This is a genomic window from Paracoccus tibetensis (assembly GCF_900102505.1).
In the GTDB taxonomy this organism is placed as follows: Bacteria; Pseudomonadota; Alphaproteobacteria; order Rhodobacterales; family Rhodobacteraceae; genus Paracoccus; species Paracoccus tibetensis.
In genome coordinates, this window is the sequence record NZ_FMVT01000002.1 from 32,583 (window position 1) to 50,738 (window position 18,156).

Sequence of the window (18,156 nt, forward strand, 5' to 3'; positions counted from 1 at the left end):
GTCCGGGAAGCGGCGCCCCGCGGCCGGGGCGCCCGTGGCGTCAGTTGCGGGCGTGGGGCGGGGTGATGTCGAAGTCGAAATACTGCTCCGCCATCTGCGCGTAGCGCCCGTCCTCCATGATCGCGGCCAGTGCCTCGTTCACGCGGCCGCGCAGGTCTTCGTCGCCCTTGCGCATGGCGATGCCGACGCCGCCGTCCACGCTGTCGGTCAGGGTGATCGTCTCGCCGACCTGCGCGAAGCCCTCGCCTTCGGGCGTGTTCAGGAACGCCTCGGCCGACACGACCGAGGAGCCGAAGGCGATGTCGCCGCGCCCCGCGGCCAGTTCCAGATAGACCGCCGGCTCGCGGTCAACGGCCAGGATGCGGCTGTCCGGGTAGGTCGCGGCCAGATACTGCGCGCGCGGGCTGTTGCGCAGCACGATGATCGTCTTACCGGCCAGCTGCTCGGGGCTGTAGCCGTCGAAGGCGCCCTCGGCCGCGACGAAGCGCGAGGGCACGTCGTAATAGGGGTCCGAGAAGTCAACGACTTCCTTGCGGGCGTCGGTGATCGTCATGGAGGCCACGATCATGTCGAACTTGTTGGCCGACAGTGCCGGGATCATCCCGTCCCATTCCTGCTGGACCAGCGTGCACTCGGCCTGCATCTGCGCGCAGACGGCCGCGGCGATGTCGATGTCGAAGCCCGACAGCGTTCCGTCTGGCGCCACCTGGCTGAAAGGCGGATAATTGCCCTCGACCCCGATGCGGATCTGGTCCTGGGCGAGGGCGGGCGCGGCGCATGCGAGGGCAAGCGCCATTGCGACGATCTTCGTGCGCATGGCAGTCTCCTGTTGAACGATTGGTCTTGTTGTGGCTGATTAACTTTCATGAGTGTGAAAAATGAAAAATGATCCGTCAACAAGATTTTCGTCCTGGTCGGCCGGCGCGGCGCGGCACTTCGCGGAAAGCGCGCTTGGCCGGCAGGTCGCCGCGCGGCTGAGCGCCGGCTCGCGCTCGCAGCAGGGCCTGTCGGACTTCGTGCTGCGCGATCCGGTCTTCGTCGCCACGCACGGGATCGAGGACGTCTCGCGCGCCTCGGGCATCTCGGCCAGCACCATCAGCCGCTATGTCCGCGAGTTGGGGGTCGAGAATTACGCCGCCTTCCGCGCCGAAGTGGCCGAACGCGTCCACGCGCTGATCGCGCCCATCGCCAAGCTCGAGGATCGCCTGGCCGAGGGCGGCGCGGCGGCACCTGCCGCGACCTCGCTGGCCTCGGCGCAGGCGCAGATGGAGGCGCTGAGCGATCCGGCGACGCTGGAGGCGCTGCGCGAGGCGGTGGCGATGCTGCGCGGGGCGCGGCAGGTCTGGGTAATGGGCTTCGGCCTCTCGGCGCATCTGGCCGCGATCCTGGCCCTCGGGCTGCAGCCCTATCGCGACGGCATCGTGAACGTCGTGCAGTTCGGCGGGACCGAGGTCGCGGCAGGGCGCCTGATGTCCGCGGCCGAGGGGGATGTCGTCGTGGCGATCTCGTTCCCGCGTTATTCGCAGGACGTCACCGATCTGGCGCGCATCGCCCGCGGCATGGGCAGCCGCATCCTGGCGCTGACCGACTCGCCCGCCGCCCCGCTGGCGCGGCAGGCCGATCACCTGCTGCTGGCCCCGGCGCAGCATCCGGTGCTCAGCTCCTCCTGCCTGCCGGGCCTCGCGCTGATCGAGGCGCTGCTTTCCGAGTTCCTCCTGTCCGATCCCGCCCATGTGGAGCGGGCGGGCCGGCTGGCGGCCGTCATGTCCGCCTATCTTGCAGGCGACGGCTGACCGCCGGCGCCCGCTGTCTCCTCTCCGCCCGAACTCCGGTCAGAACCGGCTGCGCAGCGTCAGGGCGATCTCGCGGCCGGGGTTGTAGTAGTCCGCGCTGCCGCGGCCGACGACGTGCTTCTCGTCCGTCAGGTTGTGGACGTTCAGCGACAGCTGCGCGCTCTCGGTGATGTCGTAGCTGTAGGCGGCGTCCAGCAGCAGGGCGGCCTCGCTGCGGCCGTTGTTGTTCTGGGTGTTGTAGAAATAGCTTCCCGTGTAGCGGGCACCGAGGCCGAAGGTCATGTCGCCCCGCGCCCCCGCGCCCGCCAGCCGGTAATCCACCCAGAGGGAGGCGGCGTGGTTCGGCACCGAGCCCATCTCGTTTCCGGTCACGTCGATGCCGAAGACCGGGTCCGAGCGCAGCACCTCGCTGTCGGTGTAGGAGTAGCTGGCCGTCAGCGTCACCTCGGGCGTCAGCTCGGCCTTGGCTTCGAGATCGAGGCCGCGGACGCGGATCTCGCCCACCAGCTCGCGGTCGAAGGTGTCTGTGTTGACCACGGTGATGTTCGTCTTGCGAAGATCGTAGAGGGCGGCGCTGAAGAGGGCGTTCATTCCCAAAGGCGCGTATTTCACCCCCAGCTCGTACTGATCGCCGCGCTCGGGCTCGATGCCGATGGCGGGCGGGGCGACAGATTCGGCATAGCTCGCATAGGCCGAAAGCTCGGGCGTCGCCTTCCAGGTCAGCGCGGCGCGCAGCGAGGTCTCGGCGAAGTCGTCGCGGCTGTCGGTGCCGGCGATGAAGCTCTCCTCGCGCAGGTCCAGCCGGTCGTGGCGCGCGCCGAGCGTCAGGATGTAGCGGTCGTCCAGCGACAGGTTCTGCTGGGCGAAGATCGCCTTGTTCGTGGTGCTGCCGCGCCGGTCGAGATAGGGCACCAGGCTGTCCGGTCGTCCCGAATAGACCGGATCGCGCGGATCGATCGGCGTCGCCGCCGCGAAATACGAGGTCTGGCGCGAGGTCACGTCCCGGTATTCAAGACCCGCCAGCGTGCTGCTGTCGATGCGCCCCAGCTGGCGGTCGTATTGCAGGATGACGTTGCCCGCCCGCTCTTCGGCATTGCCGTCGGTGGCGATGTAACCGCGCCCGACAGGGAAGCTGCCGTCCTCGCCCGCGATGTAGACATAGCCGTAATCGTCCGACGTGTTGCTGCCGCGCAGGTTCGAGCGCAGGGTCAGCCCGCCCCCGAGGTCATGCTCGACGATCACCGTCGCCGTGTTGCGCGCGACGTCGAGATAGTTGAACTCCGGCTCGCCAAGGAAAAGCCCGCGGTCATAGTCCCCGCCGCGCGGGTAGCCGCCGCTGTTCGGCGTCGCGTCCTGCGTCAGGCGGTCCACGATCAGGCTGACCGAGGTCACGTCGCTCGGCTGCCAGGTCAGCCCGCCCATCAGGAAGCCGGCATCGTCGCGCGAGAAGTCGTATTCGCGGGCCGCATCCTTCACCCTGCCCGTCAGCCGCCAGGAGAGCGTCGCATCCGGCGTCAGCACATCTCCGACATCGAAACCCAGCTCCTTGCGGTCATGCGAGCCGACGGTGGCTGAAAAATCGCGCAGGCGCTCGGCCCGCGGGCGCTTGGTCACGAAGTTGACCGAGCCGCCGGGATCGGCCACGCCGAAGAGGGTCGAGTTGGCGCCGCGGATCACCTCGACGCGGTCATAGGCCAGCGGCTCCTCGCGGATGCCACGCATCGAGCCGAGCGTGATGCCGTCGCGATAGGTCGAGGCCTGGAAACCGCGGAGCAGGAAGTAGTCGTTGCGGTCGTCGGTGCCGTAATAGTCGGTGATCGTGCCGGCCGAATATTGCAGCACGTCCTCCAGCGTGCGGGCGTCGCGCCGCTCGATCTCGGCGCGGGTGATGACCGAGACCGAGGCCGGGGTGTCGAGGATGCTAGTCGCCACCTTGCCTCCCACCGCCATCTCCTGCGCCACGATGCTGGTCGCGTCGTCGTCGGTGCCCGCCGCCTCCAGCGTGATCTCGGGCAGGCGGATGACCGGCGAAAGGCGCGTGCCGGCGGCGTCCTGCGCCAGGACGGGCGAGACGAGAGCGATGGAGGCGCAGCAGCAAAGCAGGATGCCGCGGCGGTGCCGCAGGTTCTGGAGGGACATGGCGATTCCTTAGTGAAACGATCTGGATTGGCTTTATGTCCGCATCAAGACGGCGACAAGCTGCACTGACTGCAAACCACGGCCGCCGTTGCTGAAAGGTGACAGATTCAGTCGCCTACTCGGCGGCTGTCCGCGCAAGCCGGTGTCGGCCGATGGGCAGCATCATCGGGCGGCCCGAGACAGGGTCGCGCATCACCTGCGCGCTCAGGTCGAAGACCTCGCGGATCGTGGCGCTGGTCAGCACCTCGGCCGGGCTGCCTTGGGCATGGACGCGGCCGCCGCGCAGCGCGATCAGGCGGTCGGCGTAGCGGGCGGCCAGGTTCAGGTCGTGCAGCACCATCACGATCGTCGTGCCGCGCCGCGCATTCAGATCGCAGAGCAGGTCCAGAAGCTCGATCTGGTGCGTCACGTCGAGGAAGGTGGTCGGCTCGTCCAGCAGCAGCAGATCGGTCTCTTGCGCCAGCGCCATCGCGATCCAGGCGCGCTGGCGCTGCCCGCCCGACAGCTCGTCCACCGCCCGCTCGGCCAGGTCCGCGATCTGCGTCGCCTCCAGCGCCGCCGCCACGGCCGCATCATCCGCCGGCCCCCATCGCGAGATCAGCCCGTGATGCGGATGCCGCCCCCGGCCGACGAGGTCCGCCACCGTGATCCCCTCGGGCGCGATGGGCGACTGCGGCAGAAGGCCGAGGACCCGCGCCAAGGCCCGCGTCGGCATCTTGTGGATCGCCTGCCCGTCCAGCGTCACCTGCCCTCCCTGCGGCCGCAGGAGCCGCGACATCACCCGCAGCAGCGTGGACTTGCCGCAGGCATTCGCCCCGACGATGGCCGAGATGCGACCGGGCAGCAGGTCGAGGTCCAGCCCCTCGATGATCCTGCGCTCGCCGTAGCCGGCCGAGAGGCTGCGGACCTGAAGCTGGTGATGAGCGGTCATGACGAGCCTCCGGTGCGGTTCGCGCGGATGATGAGCCACAGAAGGAAGGGCGCGCCGAGCGCCCCGGTGACGACCCCGACCGGGTAGCGCGCCGGCAGCAGGAACTGGCCGGCATAGTCGGCGCCAAGGACGAGCACCGCCCCGACCAGCGCCGCCGGGACCAGGACCGAGCCGTGCGGACCGGTGATCCGAAGCGCGATCGGCCCGGCGAGGAAGGCGACGAAGGCGATGGGCCCGGTGATCGAGCTGGCGACCGCGATCATCCCGACCGCGCCCAGCATCACCGACAGCCGCACCGCCGCGACGCGCACGCCCAAGGCGGCCGCCATGTTGTCACCCATGCGCAGCATCTCGAGGTCGCGGCGCCGCGACAGGATCAGCCCGCCGCACAGCACGAGCGCGGCCAGAAGCGGGCCGGCCTGCTCGATCCGGGCGGCGTTCAGGCTGCCGCTGAGCCAGCGCATCGCCTCTTGCAGCGACCAGGCGGGCGCGCGGGCGAGGGCATAGGCGATGAAGCTGTGGATCATGGCCGAGATGCCGATGCCGACAAGGATCAGCCGCGCGCCGGTGACGCCGTTTCGGAAGGACAGAAGGTAGATCAGCAGCGCGACGCCCATCCCGGCGGCGATGGCGAGCACCGAGACGGCGGCCCCGTCCATCCCCAGGAAGACGATGGCGAAGACCGCCGCCGCGCTGGCCCCGGCGCTGACGCCGATGATGTCGGGGCTGGCCAGCGGGTTGCGCAGCATCACCTGGAAGGCCGCGCCGCCAAGGCCGAACGAGGCGCCCGCCAGCACCGCGACCACCGCCCGCGGCAGGCGCAGCTGGCCGACGGTGAAGCCCGCGCCCGGCACGTCATGGCCGGCCAGAACGCGCAGCACCTGCGACGGCGGGGTGAAGCTCTGCCCCAGCATCAGCGTCAGGGCGAAGGCGCCAAGAAGCAGCGCGGCCAGCGCCAGGGTGACGGCGCGGCGGCGGGCGCTGCGGGACCGGCGGCCGGCGGCGAGGCCGGCGATCAGGGTGGCCCCGCTCACAGCTCGCGCACCCGCTGGCGGCGGACGATCCAGATGAAGACCGGCGCGCCGATGAGCGCGGTGACGATGCCGACCTCCAGCTCGGACGGGCGGGCAATGAGGCGGCCGGCGATGTCGGCGGCCAGCAGCAGTCCTGCCCCGCCAAGCGCCGAGGCGGGCAGCAGCCAGCGGTGATCGACCCCCAGCAGCAGCCGCGCCAGGTGCGGCACGACCAGCCCGACGAAGCCGATCGGCCCGCAGGCGGCGGTCGCGGCGCCGCTCAGCAGGATCGCCGCCAGTGCCGCCGCCGCCCGCGCCAGCGCGACCTTCTCGCCAAGGCCCGCCGCCAGATCGTCGCCGAGCGCCAGCAGGTTCAGCTTGCGCGCCGAGAGCATGGCAATCGCCAGCCCCGCCAGCAGGAAGGGCAGGACCAGCCAGATCCGCTCCATCGTCGCGCCGCCGACGCCGCCGACCTGCCAGGACCGGATGCCGCCCGCGATGTCGGCCCGCGGCAGGACCACCGCCAGCGTCAGCGACGAGAACGCGACCGAGGTCGCCGCCCCCGCCAGCGCCAGCTTCAGCGGCGAGGCCCCGCCCCGCCCGAGCGAGCCGACCGCATAGACGAAGCCCGCCGTCACGCCCGCGCCGAGGATCGCGAGCCACACATAGCTGGACGCCGCGCCGATCCCGAACCATGCGACGCCGATGACCACGGCCAGCGCCGCGCCGTTGTTGATCCCGAGGATGCCAGGATCGGCCAGCGGGTTGCGCGTGACGCCCTGCATGATCGCGCCGGAAAGGCCAAGCGCCGCCCCCGCCAGCGCCGCCAGCGCCGTGCGGGGAAGCCGCACCGTCACCGCCGCCTGCCCGATGGTCTCGGCCCGTCCCGCAAGGCCCGCCAGCAGATCCGCCAGCCCCACGCCGCGCGTGCCGATGGCGACCGAGGCCAGCGCCAGCAGCCCGACCAGCCCCGCCGCGGCCAGCAGAACGGTGCCGCGGGCGGGGCGCGCGCGGGGCGCGGGGTGGATCGCGGCCGCGCTCATTCGCCGGCGCGGGCGGCTTCGGCCAGAAGGCCGACGTAAGCGTCCAGCACCCAGGGGATCGACAGCGGCGTCGGGTTCGCGCCCGTGCCGACCGCGTCGCTGCCCAGCATCACCAGCGCGTCCTTCTCGACCGCCGGCATGTGCCGCGCGAGGGGATCGGCCCGCAGCGCCGCCCGCAGATCGGGCCCGCCATAGGTGACGAAGATGTCCACGTCGTCGAAGCTGTCGATCAGCTCGGCGCTGACCTCGCCAGCATACTGGCCGGGGCGCGTCGCCGCGCGCACGCTCTGCGGCATCGCAAGACCCAGGTCGGCGAAGAACTTCACCCGCGTGTCATTGGCCGAGTAGAAGCGCATCACGCTCAGGTTGGTCGTGTCGAGATGGGTGATGAACATCGCCGACTTCCCCTCCAGCGCGGGATGCGCCGAGGCGGTCTCGGCGATCTGCGCCTCCAGCCGGGCGATCAGCGCCGCGCCCTCGGCCTCCAGCCCCAGGCCCGCGGCGTTCAGCGCGATCATCTCGCGCCAGTCGGTGGACCAGGGCGAGTCTGGATAGGCCACAACCGGCGCGATGCGCGACAGCGTGTCGTAATCGGCCCGGCTGAGGCCGGAATAGGCCGCCAAAATCACGTCAGGCGCGCTGGCCGCGACGGCCTCGAAGTCGATCCCGTCGCCCTCGTCGAAAAGCGGCGGCGCCTCGGCCCCCAGCTCGTCCAGCCTCGCCTTGACCCAGGGCAGCAGCCCGTCGCCATCTTCGTCCCCGAAGCCCGCGGCCGCGAAGCCCACCGGGACGATGCCAAGCGCCAGCGGCACCTCGTGATTGGCCCAGGCCACCGTCGCCACGCGCTGCGGCGGCGCGGGAATGACCGTCGTGCCGAAGGCGTGCTCGATCTGGATCGGGAAGGCGGCAGCCGGAGCGGCGGCGAGGCTGGACAGGGCTGCGGGCAGCAGGATCGCGAGGCTGGACAGGCGCATCATCATACCTAAGTTTTTTTCTCACCTTTCACCAGAAGATGCCATTGTCAACGCGCCGGGCTTATGTTTACAGAAATAGTCGGGCAGCCACGGCGCTGCCGCCGCAAGAGGTGAGCGATGTCCCAGATCAGCATGCACCGCGCCGAGGGTGTGGTTTCCTCGGCCTCGGGCGCGGCCGTCGCGGCCATCCGCGCCCGCGCCCTGTTGTGGGAGGCGCCGTGCGAGGAGCACCCGGACCGGCTGGTCATCTCGCTCTGGGGCGGCAAGGTGGCGCTTCAGGCACAGCAGGGCGATCTGCGCGTGACGCTGGAAGGCGTCGAGCCGCGGCAGATCGGGCTGTTGCAGGACATGGTGACCGAGGTCCTGTCCGAGGCCGGCCTGCGCGTCGCGTGGGACCGCGTCGATGCGGGTGCGCTGGCCCCGGGCCTGTCGGTGATGACCGTGCTGCGCGTCAGCCAGCCGAGCCCCGGCTTTCTGCGGGTGCGCCTGCAAGGCCCGGATGCGGCGCGCTTCGGCCTCAACGGGCTTCACTTCCGTCTGCTGCTCCCCCGCCCAGGACGCGCGCCGGTCTGGCCGCGCATCGTCGCCAGCGGGCGCACCGAATGGCCGTCCGGCCCCGACAGCCTGCACCGGCCCGTCTACACCGTCGCGGCGCAGGCCGGCGACTGGATCGACTTCGACATCTTCCGCCACGCGAACAGTCCCACCTGTGACTGGGCCCTCTCGCGCCCCGAAGGGTCGGAGGTCGCGATCATCGGCCCGGGCGGCGGCTGGTGCCCGGAGGGGCCCCGGCTGGCCCTTTTCGGCGACGAGACCGCCCTGCCCGCCATCCGCCGCATGCTGGCCTTGGCGAAAGGCGAGGTTCGCGCCCATCTGCGCGCCGATCCCGCCGATCTGGGGCCGCTGGCGGGCGATGCCCGCGTCACCCGCTGCAAGGACCTGATCGGGGCGCTGGAGGCAAGCGAGATCCCGGCCGACAGCCATGTCTGGTTCGCCACCGGCAGCGCCGAGGCCCGGGCCGCCCGGCAACTGCTTCTAGCCCGCGGGATCGCCCGCACCAGCTTCGATGCCATCGCCTACTGGGATGCGCCGGATGCCGAGCGTCCCGCCGCGCCCAAAGTGAAGGAAGACCGCACATGACCTCGCTTCTGGACAGGCTCGCCAGCCTGCCCCTCTTCGGCCTCATCCGCGACGGCGGCTGGACGATGTGGCTCATCGCCGCGCTGTCGGTCATCACGCTGGCCATCGTGCTGTGGCGGCTCTTGGCGCTGTGGCGGCTCGGGGTCTGGGGCGGGCGCCACGCGCGCCGCGCGCTTCAGCTCTGGTCGGCCGGGCGCACCGCCGAGGCGATCGCCGCGGTCCGCGGCCGACCCTCGGCCCGCGCCCGCGTCGCGCAGGCCGCCATCGGCACCGCGCTCGACCCGCGCTTCGACGAGGCCGCCGCGCGGGAAGAGACCGCCCGCGTTGCCCGCGGCACCCTCTACCGCGCACGCGAGGGGCTGCGGGCGCTGGAGCTGATCGCGACCATCGCGCCGCTGCTGGGCCTGCTCGGCACGGTGCTGGGCATGATCGCCGCCTTCCAGGTCCTGCAAAGCTCGGGCAACCAGGCGGACCCGGCCGCGCTGGCCGGCGGCATCTGGGTCGCCCTGCTGACCACCGCCGCCGGCATGGCCGTCGCGATCCCGGCCGGGGTGGCGCTGTCCTGGTTCGAGAGCATCGCCGACCGCCTGCAGGCCGATCTCGAGGATCTGGCGACGCGCATCTTCGTCGCCGCCCCCACCGCGCCCGTGCCCCTGCGCGAGGCCGCGGCATGAGCCTTCACGGCTTCGATCTGGGCCCCCGGCGGCGCGCGCGGCGCATGTCGCTGACGCCGATGATCGACGTCGTGTTCCTGCTGCTGATCTTCTTCATGCTGGCCTCGCGCTTCGGGATGGACGCGGTCCTGCCCATCGCGGGCGGCGCCGAGGGGGCGGCCAGCGACTGGCAGGGCGCGCCGAGGCTGGTCGACATCGCCCCGGCCGAGCTGACGCTGAACGGCGCCGTCATCGCGCCCGAGGCGCTGCCGCTGGCGCTGGCCCCGCTTCTGCCCGAAGCGTCATCCCCGGTCATCCTGCGCCCGCGCGCAGGGGCGGACCTGCAGCGCCTGGTCGATGTCATGGACCTGCTGACGGCGGCGGGCCTGACGAACCTCATCCTCATCGAGTAGCCCGATGCGCATCGACATGCCCCCCCGGCGCCCGCGCGGCGAGACGATCATCCCGATGATCAACGTGGTCTTCCTGCTGCTGATCTTCTTCCTGCTGACCGCCCAGATCGCGCCCCCGACCCCCTTCCCGCTGACCCCGCCCGCCAGCAGCGCCGAGCTTCCCGGCGCGGCGCGCGATGTCCTCTTCGTCTCGGCCGACGGCACGCTGGCATGGAACGAGGCGCGGGACGCCGCGGTTTGGCCCGCCATCGCCGCACGGACCGAGGAAGGCCCGGTCGAGATCCGCGCCGATGCGGGCCTTGCCGCCGCGACGCTCGCGGCGCATCTGAAGCGGCTGCGCGAGGCCGCGGGCACCGAGGCGCGCCTTGTCGTGAGCGGAGGCTGAGATGCGGCGCATCCTCGAGACCGCGGGCCTTTTCACCATCGCCGCCGCGCTGCATGTCTCGGCCGCCGCGATCATGCTGCCCGAGCAGCTGAAGCAGGGCGAGCCGACCGAGACACCCTCCGACGCGCCCTCCGCCGCGGTCGCCGCGGGCGGCGCCGAGATCGAGGCGATGGTCGAGGCTTGGGACGCCCCGCCCGAGGCCGAGATCGTGCAGGACCTGCCCGCGCCGCTTGCGCAGCCAGAGGCTGTCCCGGATCAGCCGGCCCCTGCCCCCGAAGCCCCTCCCCCGCCTCTGACCGCGCCTGCCATGGCGCAGCCGGTCCCGGCGCCGGCACGGCCGAATCTGCCCGAACCACCCGCCCCGCCCCGGATCGATCCGGCCCAGCTTGACCTTCCCGAGCTGCGCGACCTCTCGCCGCCGCAGGTCCAGCCGAGGCTCGCGCTCGACGTGTCGGCCCGCCCCGAGCGGCGCCCGGACCGCCGCCAGGCCCGCGCCGCGCCGCAACCGCAAGCGCAGCCGCAGGCGCAGGCGCAGGCGCAACCGCAACAGCCCGCCCGGCAGTCGCAGGCCGGATCAAGCCAGTCCGCGCCCCAGGCCGGCAGCGGCGGCGTGAGCGCGAGCGAGCGCGCCAGCCTGATGTCCCAATGGGGCGCCCAGATCCGCAGCTGCATCAACCGCAGCGCCCGCGCCCCCCGCGGCCTGCGCGGTGGCGGGCAGGTCGTCCTGTCGCTCAGCATCGGCCGTGACGGCGCCGTGCGCGGCGTCGGCCTTGCCGCCTCCTCGGGCCAGCCGGCGCTGGACAAGGCCGCGACCGAGGCCGCCCGCCGTGCCGGCCGCTGCCCGGCCGCGCCCGCGGGCCTCGCGGAACCCGCCTATGCCTTCGAGCTGCCGATCAGCCTCGCGAGCCGGTAGCGCAGCCCGCGCGCCGGTCTGCGCCTAGAACGCAAGGCCGGTGTAATTCTCCGCGAAGGCCTTCCGTGCAGAGGGGGAAGTGTGCAGCATGTCCAACTCGGCCTGCTGCATCCGATGGTCAAAGGCATCGTGGCCGGGGAAGCGGTGCATCATCGTGGTGACGGACCACGAGAAGCGCATCGCCTTCCAGACCCGGCGCAGGGCGCGGTCGGAATAGCTATCGATCCCGCCCGTGTCGCCTGCATGGGCCGCGATCAACCCCTCGGCAAGATAGCCCACATCGGAGGCGGCGAGGTTCAGCCCCTTCGCCCCGGTCGGCGGCACGATATGCGCGGCGTCGCCGCAGAGGAACAGCCGCCCCCACCGCATCGGCTCGGACACGAAGCTGCGCAGCGGCGCGATGGATTTCTCGATCGACGGCCCGGTGACCAGCCGGCCGGCCACCGCCTCGGGCAGGCGGGCGCGCAGCTCGGTCCAGAAGGCGTCGTCGGACCAGTCCTCCACCCGGTCGGTCAGCGGCACCTGGATGTAGTAGCGCGACAGGCGCTCGTTGCGCATCGAGGCAAGCGCGAAGCCGCGCGGATGATTGGCATAGAGCAGCTCGTCCAGCAGCGGCGGGGTGCGCGACAGCACGCCGAGCCAGCCGAAGGGGTAGACCTTCTCGTATTCCCGGCGCTCGCCTTCCGGAATCGCGGCGCGGCTGACGCCGTGGAAGCCGTCGCAGCCCGCGATGTAGTCGCCGTCGATGCGGTGCTGGCGGCCGTCCTTGCGGAAGGTGACATAGGGCGCCTCGCCGCGCAGATCGTGCAGCGCCACGTCCTCGACGCCATGCACATGCGTCGCGCCGATGGCATCCTGCGCCGCGTAGAGATCGCGCGTGACCTCGGTCTGCCCGTAGACCATCACCCGGTGCCCGCAGCTTTCGGTGAAGTCGACGCGGAACATCTGCTGGTCATGGGCGAGGTAGCAGCCGTCATGGGGATGGCCCTCGGCATCCATGCGCGCCCCGACGCCGGCCTTGCGCAGCAGCTCGACCGTGCCATGCTCCAGCACCCCGGCGCGGATGCGGCCGAGGACGTAGTCGCGGCTCTGCCGCTCGAGCACGACGGTCGCAATGCCCGCGCGGTTGAGCAGCTGCGACAGCAGCAGGCCCGCCGGGCCGCCGCCGATGATGATGACCTGGGTGCGCATGTCCGTCTCCTCCTGCGCCTTCGTTCATAGCAGGGGGCGGCGGCGCGTCCGATGGACGGATCGGGCAGATCATGGCACTCTTCGGCCATGACGGCACCCGATCCCATTCCCGCCTGGCAGCTTTACGGCGAGCACACGCCCTTTCCCGACATCCTGCACCTGGAGCGGATCGTGGACCGGGCGGCGGGGCTGGACTGGCGCATCAACCCGCACCGCCACGCCCATCTGGCGCAGGTGTTCCTGCTGGAGCGTGGGCAGACGGCCTTTACCGTGGATGGACAGACAAGGCAGGTGCCGACGCCCGCGCTGCTTTTCCTGCCGCCGGGAACGGTGCACGGCTTCGCCTTCTCGGCCGGGACCGAGGGCTGGGTGCTGACGCTGCCCGCCGCCGCGCATCCCGATCTTTTCGGCGAGGGGGCCGAGTTGGCCCTGCTGACAAGCCGGCACTTTTCGGCCGCAGCGCCCGCGACGATGGCACAGCGGTTCGCGGCGCTGGCGGAAAGCTGGCAGGGCACGGGGCCGCTGCGCCAGACACGGCTGCGGGCCGAGGTGACGCAGCTCTTCTGCGAGATCTTCGAGGCCGAGGCGCGCCACCGCCGCCCTGCCTTGCCCGACCCGCGCCTTGCCGCGTTCCTCGACCTCGTCGCCCGCCATCACGCCGAGCAGTGGAGCGTCGCGCGCTATGCGGCCACGTTGGGCATGTCCGTCCGCAACCTCGCCCGCATCTGCCGCGAGGGGGCCGGACAGGGACCGCATCAGCTGGCCGAGACGCAACTGATGCGCGAGGCCTGCCGGCTGCTCGCCTATACCCGGATGCCGGCGCAGCAGGTCGCCTTCCACCTCGGCTTTCAGGATCCCAGCTACTTCAACCGCCGCTTCCGCCGCGCGATGGGCGTCTCGCCCGGCGTCTACCGGCGGCGGCTGGAGGAGGGTCCGGCGGCAAGCTGAAAGGCCCGCGCCTCGTCCGGCGCCGTGCCCAGCATCCGCCTATCGAGCACGCCGCGCCAGTCCATGCCGGGCCATTCCGCCGCGGCCAGCTCCAGCAGGTCGCGCTGCTCCGCGAGCGCGCGCCGGCTGAGCGCGCCGACCTGCGCCGCCGCCTGCTCGCGCGGCAGCAGCCCGGTCTCGGCCAGGGCGAAGGTCAGCGCCTCGGCTTGGATCGTGCCGTGGCCGGCGTTCAGATCGGCCGCCATCGCGGCGGGATCGGGGGCAAGTCGCGCCAGCACCTCGGCGGCGCGCAGCAGCATCGCGCCCGTCCCCATCGCCACCTGCGGCAGGACCAGCCATTCGGTGAACCAGGCCGCGCCGTCCCGCTGCTGGCGATGGACCCCGGTGCCCTGAAGCACGGCCGCCGCGCCGAGCGTTGCGCGTGACAGCGCCGCCAACGCCGAGGGACCGACCGGGTTCTGCTTCTGCGGCATGGTGGACGAGCCGCCCGCGCCCTCGATCCGCACGAGCCCCAGGCCGGATTGCGTCATCAGCAGCAGGTCCTCGGCCATCTTGCCCAAGGATGCGGCCAGCCCCGCGGCCCAGCTCGCCAGCGCCACGATCCCGGCACGGTCGCTGTGCCAGCTGCGGCCGGGATCGCCGAGGTTCAGCGTTTCGGCCAGCGCGGCGCGGACCTCAGGCCCGGCCTCGCCCATCGCCGACAGCGTGCCCGCCGCGCCGGAGAGCGAGACACGCAGCAGCCGGGGGCGCAGCGCGTCCAGCGCCTGCGCGTGCTCCAGCAGCGGCCAGCCCCAGCCCGCCGCCACGGCGCCGAAGCTGGTTGGCACCGCGACCTGCCCGTAGGTCCGCGCGGCCATCGGCAGATCGGAATGATCGGCCGCCAGCCGCGCCAGCGCCGCCGTGAGATCCGCCAGCCGCTCCTCCCAGAGGTCCAGCATCTCGCGCAGCCGCAGGGCCAGCGCGCTGTCCATGATGTCCTGGCTCGTCGCGCCCCAATGGAGATATTGCGCCGCGTCGCCCCCGATCGCCATGCGCATGGCCTTTACAAGACCCGGCACCGGCACGCCATCCTTCGCCGCGGCCGCGGAGAGGCTTTCGGGCGCGACCCGCAACCCGGCGCAGGCGGCGGCGATGGCCGCGCCGGCCTCGGCCGGGATCAGGCCGACCCGCCCCTGCACCTCGGCCAGCGCCGCCTCGACGCGGATCATGGCGGCAAGCTCGGCCTCGGGGGCCAGCAGCGCTTCGGTCTCCGGGTCGCCGAAGAGACCGGCGTGCAGCGGGTTCATGCGTCCGCCGGCTGCTTCAGCCCGAGGATGTCCCGCGCCTGCTGCCAGGTCGCCACCGGCCGGCCGTTCCGCGCGCAGATCTCGGCCGCGCGCTTCACCAGCGCCGCGTTCGAGGGCGCCAGCGTGTCGCGATCCAGCCGCACGTTGTCCTCCAGCCCCGTGCGCGCATGGCCGCCCGCGCCGATGGCCCACTCGTTCAGCGTCAGCTGATGCGCGCCGATCCCGGCGGCGCACCACGGGGCATCCTCGCCGAAGAGGCGCTTCACCGTTCGGATGTAGTAGTCGAAGACGTCTCGATCCACGGGCATCGCGTTCTTCACGCCCATCACGAACTGCACATAGGGCCGCGTCTTGAGCCGTCCGTCCTTCCACATCGTGTGGGCGTGCAGGATGTGGCTGAGGTCGAAGGCCTCGATCTCGGGCATGACGCCGTGGGTCGCCATCTCGGCGGCCAGCCAATCCACCAGGTCCGGCGCGTTCTCGTAGACCCGCGTCGGGAAGTTGTTCGAGCCGACCGCGAGGCTGGCCATGTCGGGGGCAAGCCGCAGCATCCCGCCGCGCTCTCTACCCGCGCCAGAGCGGCCGCCGGTGGAGAGCTGCACGATCATGCCCGGACAGTGCTGGCGGATGCCCTCCAGCAGGCGGGCGAAGCGGTCGGGATCGGCGGTGGGCCTCCCCTCGTCGTCGCGGACATGGGCGTGGACGATGCTGGCGCCGGCCTCGAACGCCTCGTGGGTGGACTCGATCTGCTCGGGGATCGTGATCGGGACGGCCGGGTTGTTCGCCTTGGTCGGCAGGCTGCCGGTGATGGCGACGCAGAGGATGCAGGGATCAGACATCGAGGAACACCGTCTCTTTCTCGCCTTGCAGATGGATGTCAAAGTTGTAGGCGCCGCTCTCGCCGGTGGCGATCAGGCTTTCGCGGCGGTGGGGCTGCTCGATCAGGTTCAGGACCGGGTCGGCGGCGTTGTCCGCGTCGGGGAAATACATCCGCGTCTGAAGGCCCACGTTGATCCCCCGCGCCACCAGCCACAGCGACAGATGCGGGGCATGGCGGCCATGGGCGCCGGGGCGGATCGTGTTCAGCGTGAAGACGCCCGTCTCGAAATCGGGGACCACGCGGAACCAGCCGCGGAAGTCTTCGGGGCTGTCAGCATAGCGCCCGGAGGCATCGGCCTGCCACACCTCGATCAGCACGTCCTTCACGGGCGCGCCCATGCCGTCGATGACGCGGCCGGTGACGGTGATGCGCTCGCCCGGCACGCCCTCGGGGACCGGGTCGAAGCCCAGCTCATGCTCGTAGATGTCGAAGCCCGCCGCCGCCGGGGCGAGGCCGATATGGACATAGGGCCCCGCCGTCTGCGAGGGCGTTTCCTTGAGGTAATCCATCAGTTCCCCTCCGGCCGGTTCTCGAAGAAGGTCGAGCGGCGGCCCCTCAGCACGATGTCGAAGCGGTAGGCGAGGCAGTCGAGCGGTTTCGCCTCGTTCAGATCCAGAGGCGCGATCAGCGCCTCGATGGCGCGGGGATCGGGGATCGACTTCACAATGGGGCAATGGGCGATCAGCGGGTCGCCCTCGAAATACATCTGGGTGATGAGGCGCTGGCCGAAGCTGTGCCCGAAGACCGAGACGTGAATATGCGCCGGGCGCCAGTTGTTGACCCAGTTGCGCCAGGGATAGGCGCCGGGCTTGATCGTGCGGAAGGCATAAGCGCCGTTTTCGTCGGTCAGGGTGCGGCCGCAGCCGCCGAAATTCGGGTCGATGGCGGCCAGATACTGGTCCTTCTTGTGCCGGTAGCGCCCGCCCGCATTGGCCTGCCAGATTTCGACCAAAGTGTGCGGCACGGGGCGGCGGTTCTCGTCCAGCACGCGGCCGTGGACGATGATCCGCTCGCCCACCGGATCGCCGCCCTGCGCGTAGTTGGTGATCAGGTCGTTTTCGCCCGGCGCGATGTCGCCATGGCCGAAGCGGGGGCCGCTGAGTTCCGAGGCCGTGGCGTCAAGCGACAGCATGGCCTGACGCGGGCTGCGCGCGACCGAGGTCTTGTAATCGGGCGCAAGGGCCGGCGGGTGCCACGTGCGGTCGCGTTGATAGAGGGTCACTGGCTGTCCTCCCGGTCGGCCTCGGCGAAGATTTCCTTCGCCAGCTTGATCGCGTGGTTGGCGCGGGGCACGCCGGCATAGATGGCGACATGCAGCAGCGCCTCCATCACGTCCTCGCGGCTGGCGCCGGTGTTGGGGATCGCGCGCAGGTGCAGCGCCAGCTCGCCATCGTTGCCAAGGCCTGCCAGCAGCGCAATCGTCATCATCGACCGCTCGCGAAGGCTGATCGTGTCCCGCGACCAGACATGGCCCCAGGCCGCGTCGGTGATGAGGTCCTGGAAGGGCCCGTCGAATGGGGTCGAGGCCGCCTGCGCGCGGGCGACATGGCCGGCGCCCAGGACGCGGCGGCGGGTGGCGGTGCCGGTGTCGGAAAGCTGGCTCATGCGTGCCTTTCGAGGAAGGGGATCAGGATGGCGGCCATCGCGGCCGGGGTCTCGACGCAGGGCAGGTGGCCGGCGCCGTCGATCAGGTGGAACTCGGCGCCCGCGATCAGGTCGGCCGTCGCGCGCACCAGATCGGGCGGCGCGGCGCCGTCCTGCGAGCCTGCGATGACCAGGGTCGGCAGGCGCAGGGCGCGGGTCGCCCCGGTCTGGTCGCTTGCGGCGAGGGCGCGGCAGGCGGCGATGTAGCCGGGCGCGCCCGTGCGGGCGAGCATGTTGCGCCAGAGCGCCAGCTGGGGCGAGGCGCGGAAGGGGGCGGCGAACCAACGCTCCATCACAGCATCGGCGATGGCTTCGGTGCCGCCCGCCTGGACCGCCGCGATGCGCTGGTTCCAGCTGTCGGCGTTTCCCAGCTTGGCGGCGCTGTTCGACAGGACCAGCGCGCGCACGAGGTTCGGCCGCTCGGCCGCCACGACCTGCGCGATCAGCCCGCCGATCGAGCAGCCGACCAGCGTCACCGGCCCGCCCGCCGCCTCGATCACGGCCACCGCGTCGGCGGCGTGGGCCGCGATGGTGCTGCCGTCCCAGAGGTCCGACAGGCCGTGGCCCTGCTTGTCGTAGCGGATGACCCGGAAGCCGGACAGATGCGGCATCAGCCCATCCCAGAGCCGCAAATCGGTGCCGAGCGAATTGAGCATCAGCAGCGCCGGCGCTCCATCAGGGCCGTCGATTCGGATATGCAGCGCACCGCCGGGGCGCATCAGGGCTTGCATGGGCTCTCCTCCTTTCCATAACCTAGCACCGAGGAAACCGCGCCGATAATGCAAAATCGGCCCTGATCCATAACCGCAG

20 protein-coding genes are annotated in these 18,156 nt (G+C 71.4%); 7 read left to right on the forward strand and 13 right to left on the reverse strand.

Features of this window, described 5'->3' with window-relative positions:
• Positions 1-40 precede the first annotated feature (40 nt).
• On the reverse strand, positions 41-817 hold the full coding sequence (locus tag BLP73_RS02925) for a transporter substrate-binding domain-containing protein (protein WP_090740138.1): 777 nt from the start codon (positions 815-817) through the stop codon (positions 41-43).
• A 61-nt stretch (positions 818-878) separates the two neighbouring features.
• Between BLP73_RS02925 and BLP73_RS02930 the strand changes: the two genes are divergently transcribed.
• Positions 879-1,793, forward strand: a complete 915-nt coding sequence (locus BLP73_RS02930) for a MurR/RpiR family transcriptional regulator (RefSeq protein WP_090740140.1) — start codon at positions 879-881, stop codon at positions 1,791-1,793.
• A gap of 39 nt (positions 1,794-1,832) precedes the next feature.
• Here BLP73_RS02930 and BLP73_RS02935 read toward each other — a convergent pair whose 3' ends face one another.
• From BLP73_RS02935 to BLP73_RS02955, 5 genes are all read right to left on the reverse strand, one after another.
• Complete coding sequence (locus BLP73_RS02935) at positions 1,833-3,932, reverse strand: TonB-dependent siderophore receptor (RefSeq protein WP_090740141.1); 2,100 nt, start codon at positions 3,930-3,932, stop codon at positions 1,833-1,835.
• A 115-nt stretch (positions 3,933-4,047) separates the two neighbouring features.
• Positions 4,048-4,863, reverse strand: a complete 816-nt coding sequence (locus BLP73_RS02940) for an ABC transporter ATP-binding protein (protein WP_090740143.1) — start codon at positions 4,861-4,863, stop codon at positions 4,048-4,050.
• Complete coding sequence (locus BLP73_RS02945) at positions 4,860-5,897, reverse strand: FecCD family ABC transporter permease (protein WP_217630628.1); 1,038 nt, start codon at positions 5,895-5,897, stop codon at positions 4,860-4,862. The genes BLP73_RS02940 and BLP73_RS02945 overlap by 4 nt, the downstream gene beginning before the upstream one ends.
• The gene (locus BLP73_RS02950; RefSeq protein ID WP_090740144.1) at positions 5,894-6,919 is read right to left on the reverse strand and encodes a FecCD family ABC transporter permease; all 1,026 of its coding nucleotides are present in this window, start codon (positions 6,917-6,919) and stop codon (positions 5,894-5,896) included. The genes BLP73_RS02945 and BLP73_RS02950 overlap by 4 nt, the downstream gene beginning before the upstream one ends.
• Positions 6,916-7,896, reverse strand: a complete 981-nt coding sequence (locus tag BLP73_RS02955; RefSeq protein WP_090740704.1) for an iron-siderophore ABC transporter substrate-binding protein — start codon at positions 7,894-7,896, stop codon at positions 6,916-6,918. The genes BLP73_RS02950 and BLP73_RS02955 overlap by 4 nt, the downstream gene beginning before the upstream one ends.
• 114 nt (positions 7,897-8,010) lie before the next feature.
• Here BLP73_RS02955 and BLP73_RS02960 point away from each other — a divergent pair, with 114 nt between their 5' ends.
• The 5 genes from BLP73_RS02960 to BLP73_RS02980 are packed head-to-tail and all read left to right on the forward strand — an operon-like array spanning position 8,011 to position 11,397.
• On the forward strand, positions 8,011-9,033 hold the full coding sequence (locus BLP73_RS02960) for a siderophore-interacting protein (RefSeq protein WP_090740146.1): 1,023 nt from the start codon (positions 8,011-8,013) through the stop codon (positions 9,031-9,033).
• On the forward strand, positions 9,030-9,707 hold the full coding sequence (locus BLP73_RS02965) for a MotA/TolQ/ExbB proton channel family protein (RefSeq protein WP_090740148.1): 678 nt from the start codon (positions 9,030-9,032) through the stop codon (positions 9,705-9,707). The genes BLP73_RS02960 and BLP73_RS02965 overlap by 4 nt, the downstream gene beginning before the upstream one ends.
• A complete protein-coding gene (locus BLP73_RS02970; protein WP_090740149.1) occupies positions 9,704-10,099 on the forward strand; it encodes an ExbD/TolR family protein in 396 nt (131 codons plus the stop codon). Before BLP73_RS02965 ends, BLP73_RS02970 begins: the two co-directional genes overlap by 4 nt.
• A gap of 16 nt (positions 10,100-10,115) precedes the next feature.
• On the forward strand, positions 10,116-10,484 hold the full coding sequence (locus BLP73_RS02975) for a biopolymer transporter ExbD (RefSeq protein ID WP_175453215.1): 369 nt from the start codon (positions 10,116-10,118) through the stop codon (positions 10,482-10,484).
• A 1-nt stretch (position 10,485) separates the two neighbouring features.
• Positions 10,486-11,397 carry an energy transducer TonB family protein gene (locus BLP73_RS02980; protein ID WP_090740152.1) on the forward strand — a complete coding sequence of 304 codons (912 nt, stop codon included), beginning with the start codon at positions 10,486-10,488 and terminating at the stop codon, positions 11,395-11,397.
• Between the two features lie 24 nt (positions 11,398-11,421).
• Here the strand turns inward: BLP73_RS02980 and pobA are convergent, their stop codons facing one another.
• A complete protein-coding gene (gene pobA, locus BLP73_RS02985) occupies positions 11,422-12,588 on the reverse strand; it encodes a 4-hydroxybenzoate 3-monooxygenase (protein WP_090740154.1) in 1,167 nt (388 codons plus the stop codon).
• Positions 12,589-12,675: 87 nt separating this feature from the next.
• On the opposite strand from pobA, the gene BLP73_RS02990 reads away from it, so the two are divergent.
• The gene (locus tag BLP73_RS02990) at positions 12,676-13,536 is read left to right on the forward strand and encodes a helix-turn-helix domain-containing protein (RefSeq protein WP_175453216.1); all 861 of its coding nucleotides are present in this window, start codon (positions 12,676-12,678) and stop codon (positions 13,534-13,536) included.
• Here BLP73_RS02990 and BLP73_RS02995 read toward each other — a convergent pair.
• From BLP73_RS02995 to pcaD, 6 genes are read right to left on the reverse strand one after another with little or no spacing between them, the layout of a single operon-like run.
• On the reverse strand, positions 13,497-14,822 hold the full coding sequence (locus BLP73_RS02995; RefSeq protein ID WP_090740157.1) for a lyase family protein: 1,326 nt from the start codon (positions 14,820-14,822) through the stop codon (positions 13,497-13,499). The genes BLP73_RS02990 and BLP73_RS02995 overlap by 40 nt on opposite strands.
• A complete protein-coding gene (locus BLP73_RS03000) occupies positions 14,819-15,661 on the reverse strand; it encodes a 3-oxoadipate:acetyl-CoA acetyltransferase (protein ID WP_090740159.1) in 843 nt (280 codons plus the stop codon). Before BLP73_RS03000 ends, BLP73_RS02995 begins: the two co-directional genes overlap by 4 nt.
• Complete coding sequence (gene pcaG / locus BLP73_RS03005) at positions 15,654-16,211, reverse strand: protocatechuate 3,4-dioxygenase subunit alpha (RefSeq protein WP_090740160.1); 558 nt, start codon at positions 16,209-16,211, stop codon at positions 15,654-15,656. Before pcaG ends, BLP73_RS03000 begins: the two co-directional genes overlap by 8 nt.
• On the reverse strand, positions 16,211-16,924 hold the full coding sequence (pcaH, locus tag BLP73_RS03010) for a protocatechuate 3,4-dioxygenase subunit beta (RefSeq protein WP_090740162.1): 714 nt from the start codon (positions 16,922-16,924) through the stop codon (positions 16,211-16,213). Before pcaH ends, pcaG begins: the two co-directional genes overlap by 1 nt.
• Positions 16,921-17,307 (reverse strand): 4-carboxymuconolactone decarboxylase, encoded by a 387-nt coding sequence (pcaC, locus tag BLP73_RS03015; RefSeq protein WP_090740163.1) that lies wholly within the window; start codon positions 17,305-17,307, stop codon positions 16,921-16,923. The genes pcaH and pcaC overlap by 4 nt, the downstream gene beginning before the upstream one ends.
• A complete protein-coding gene (gene pcaD / locus BLP73_RS03020; protein ID WP_090740165.1) occupies positions 17,304-18,077 on the reverse strand; it encodes a 3-oxoadipate enol-lactonase in 774 nt (257 codons plus the stop codon). Before pcaD ends, pcaC begins: the two co-directional genes overlap by 4 nt.
• Between the last annotated feature and the right edge of the window lie 79 nt (positions 18,078-18,156).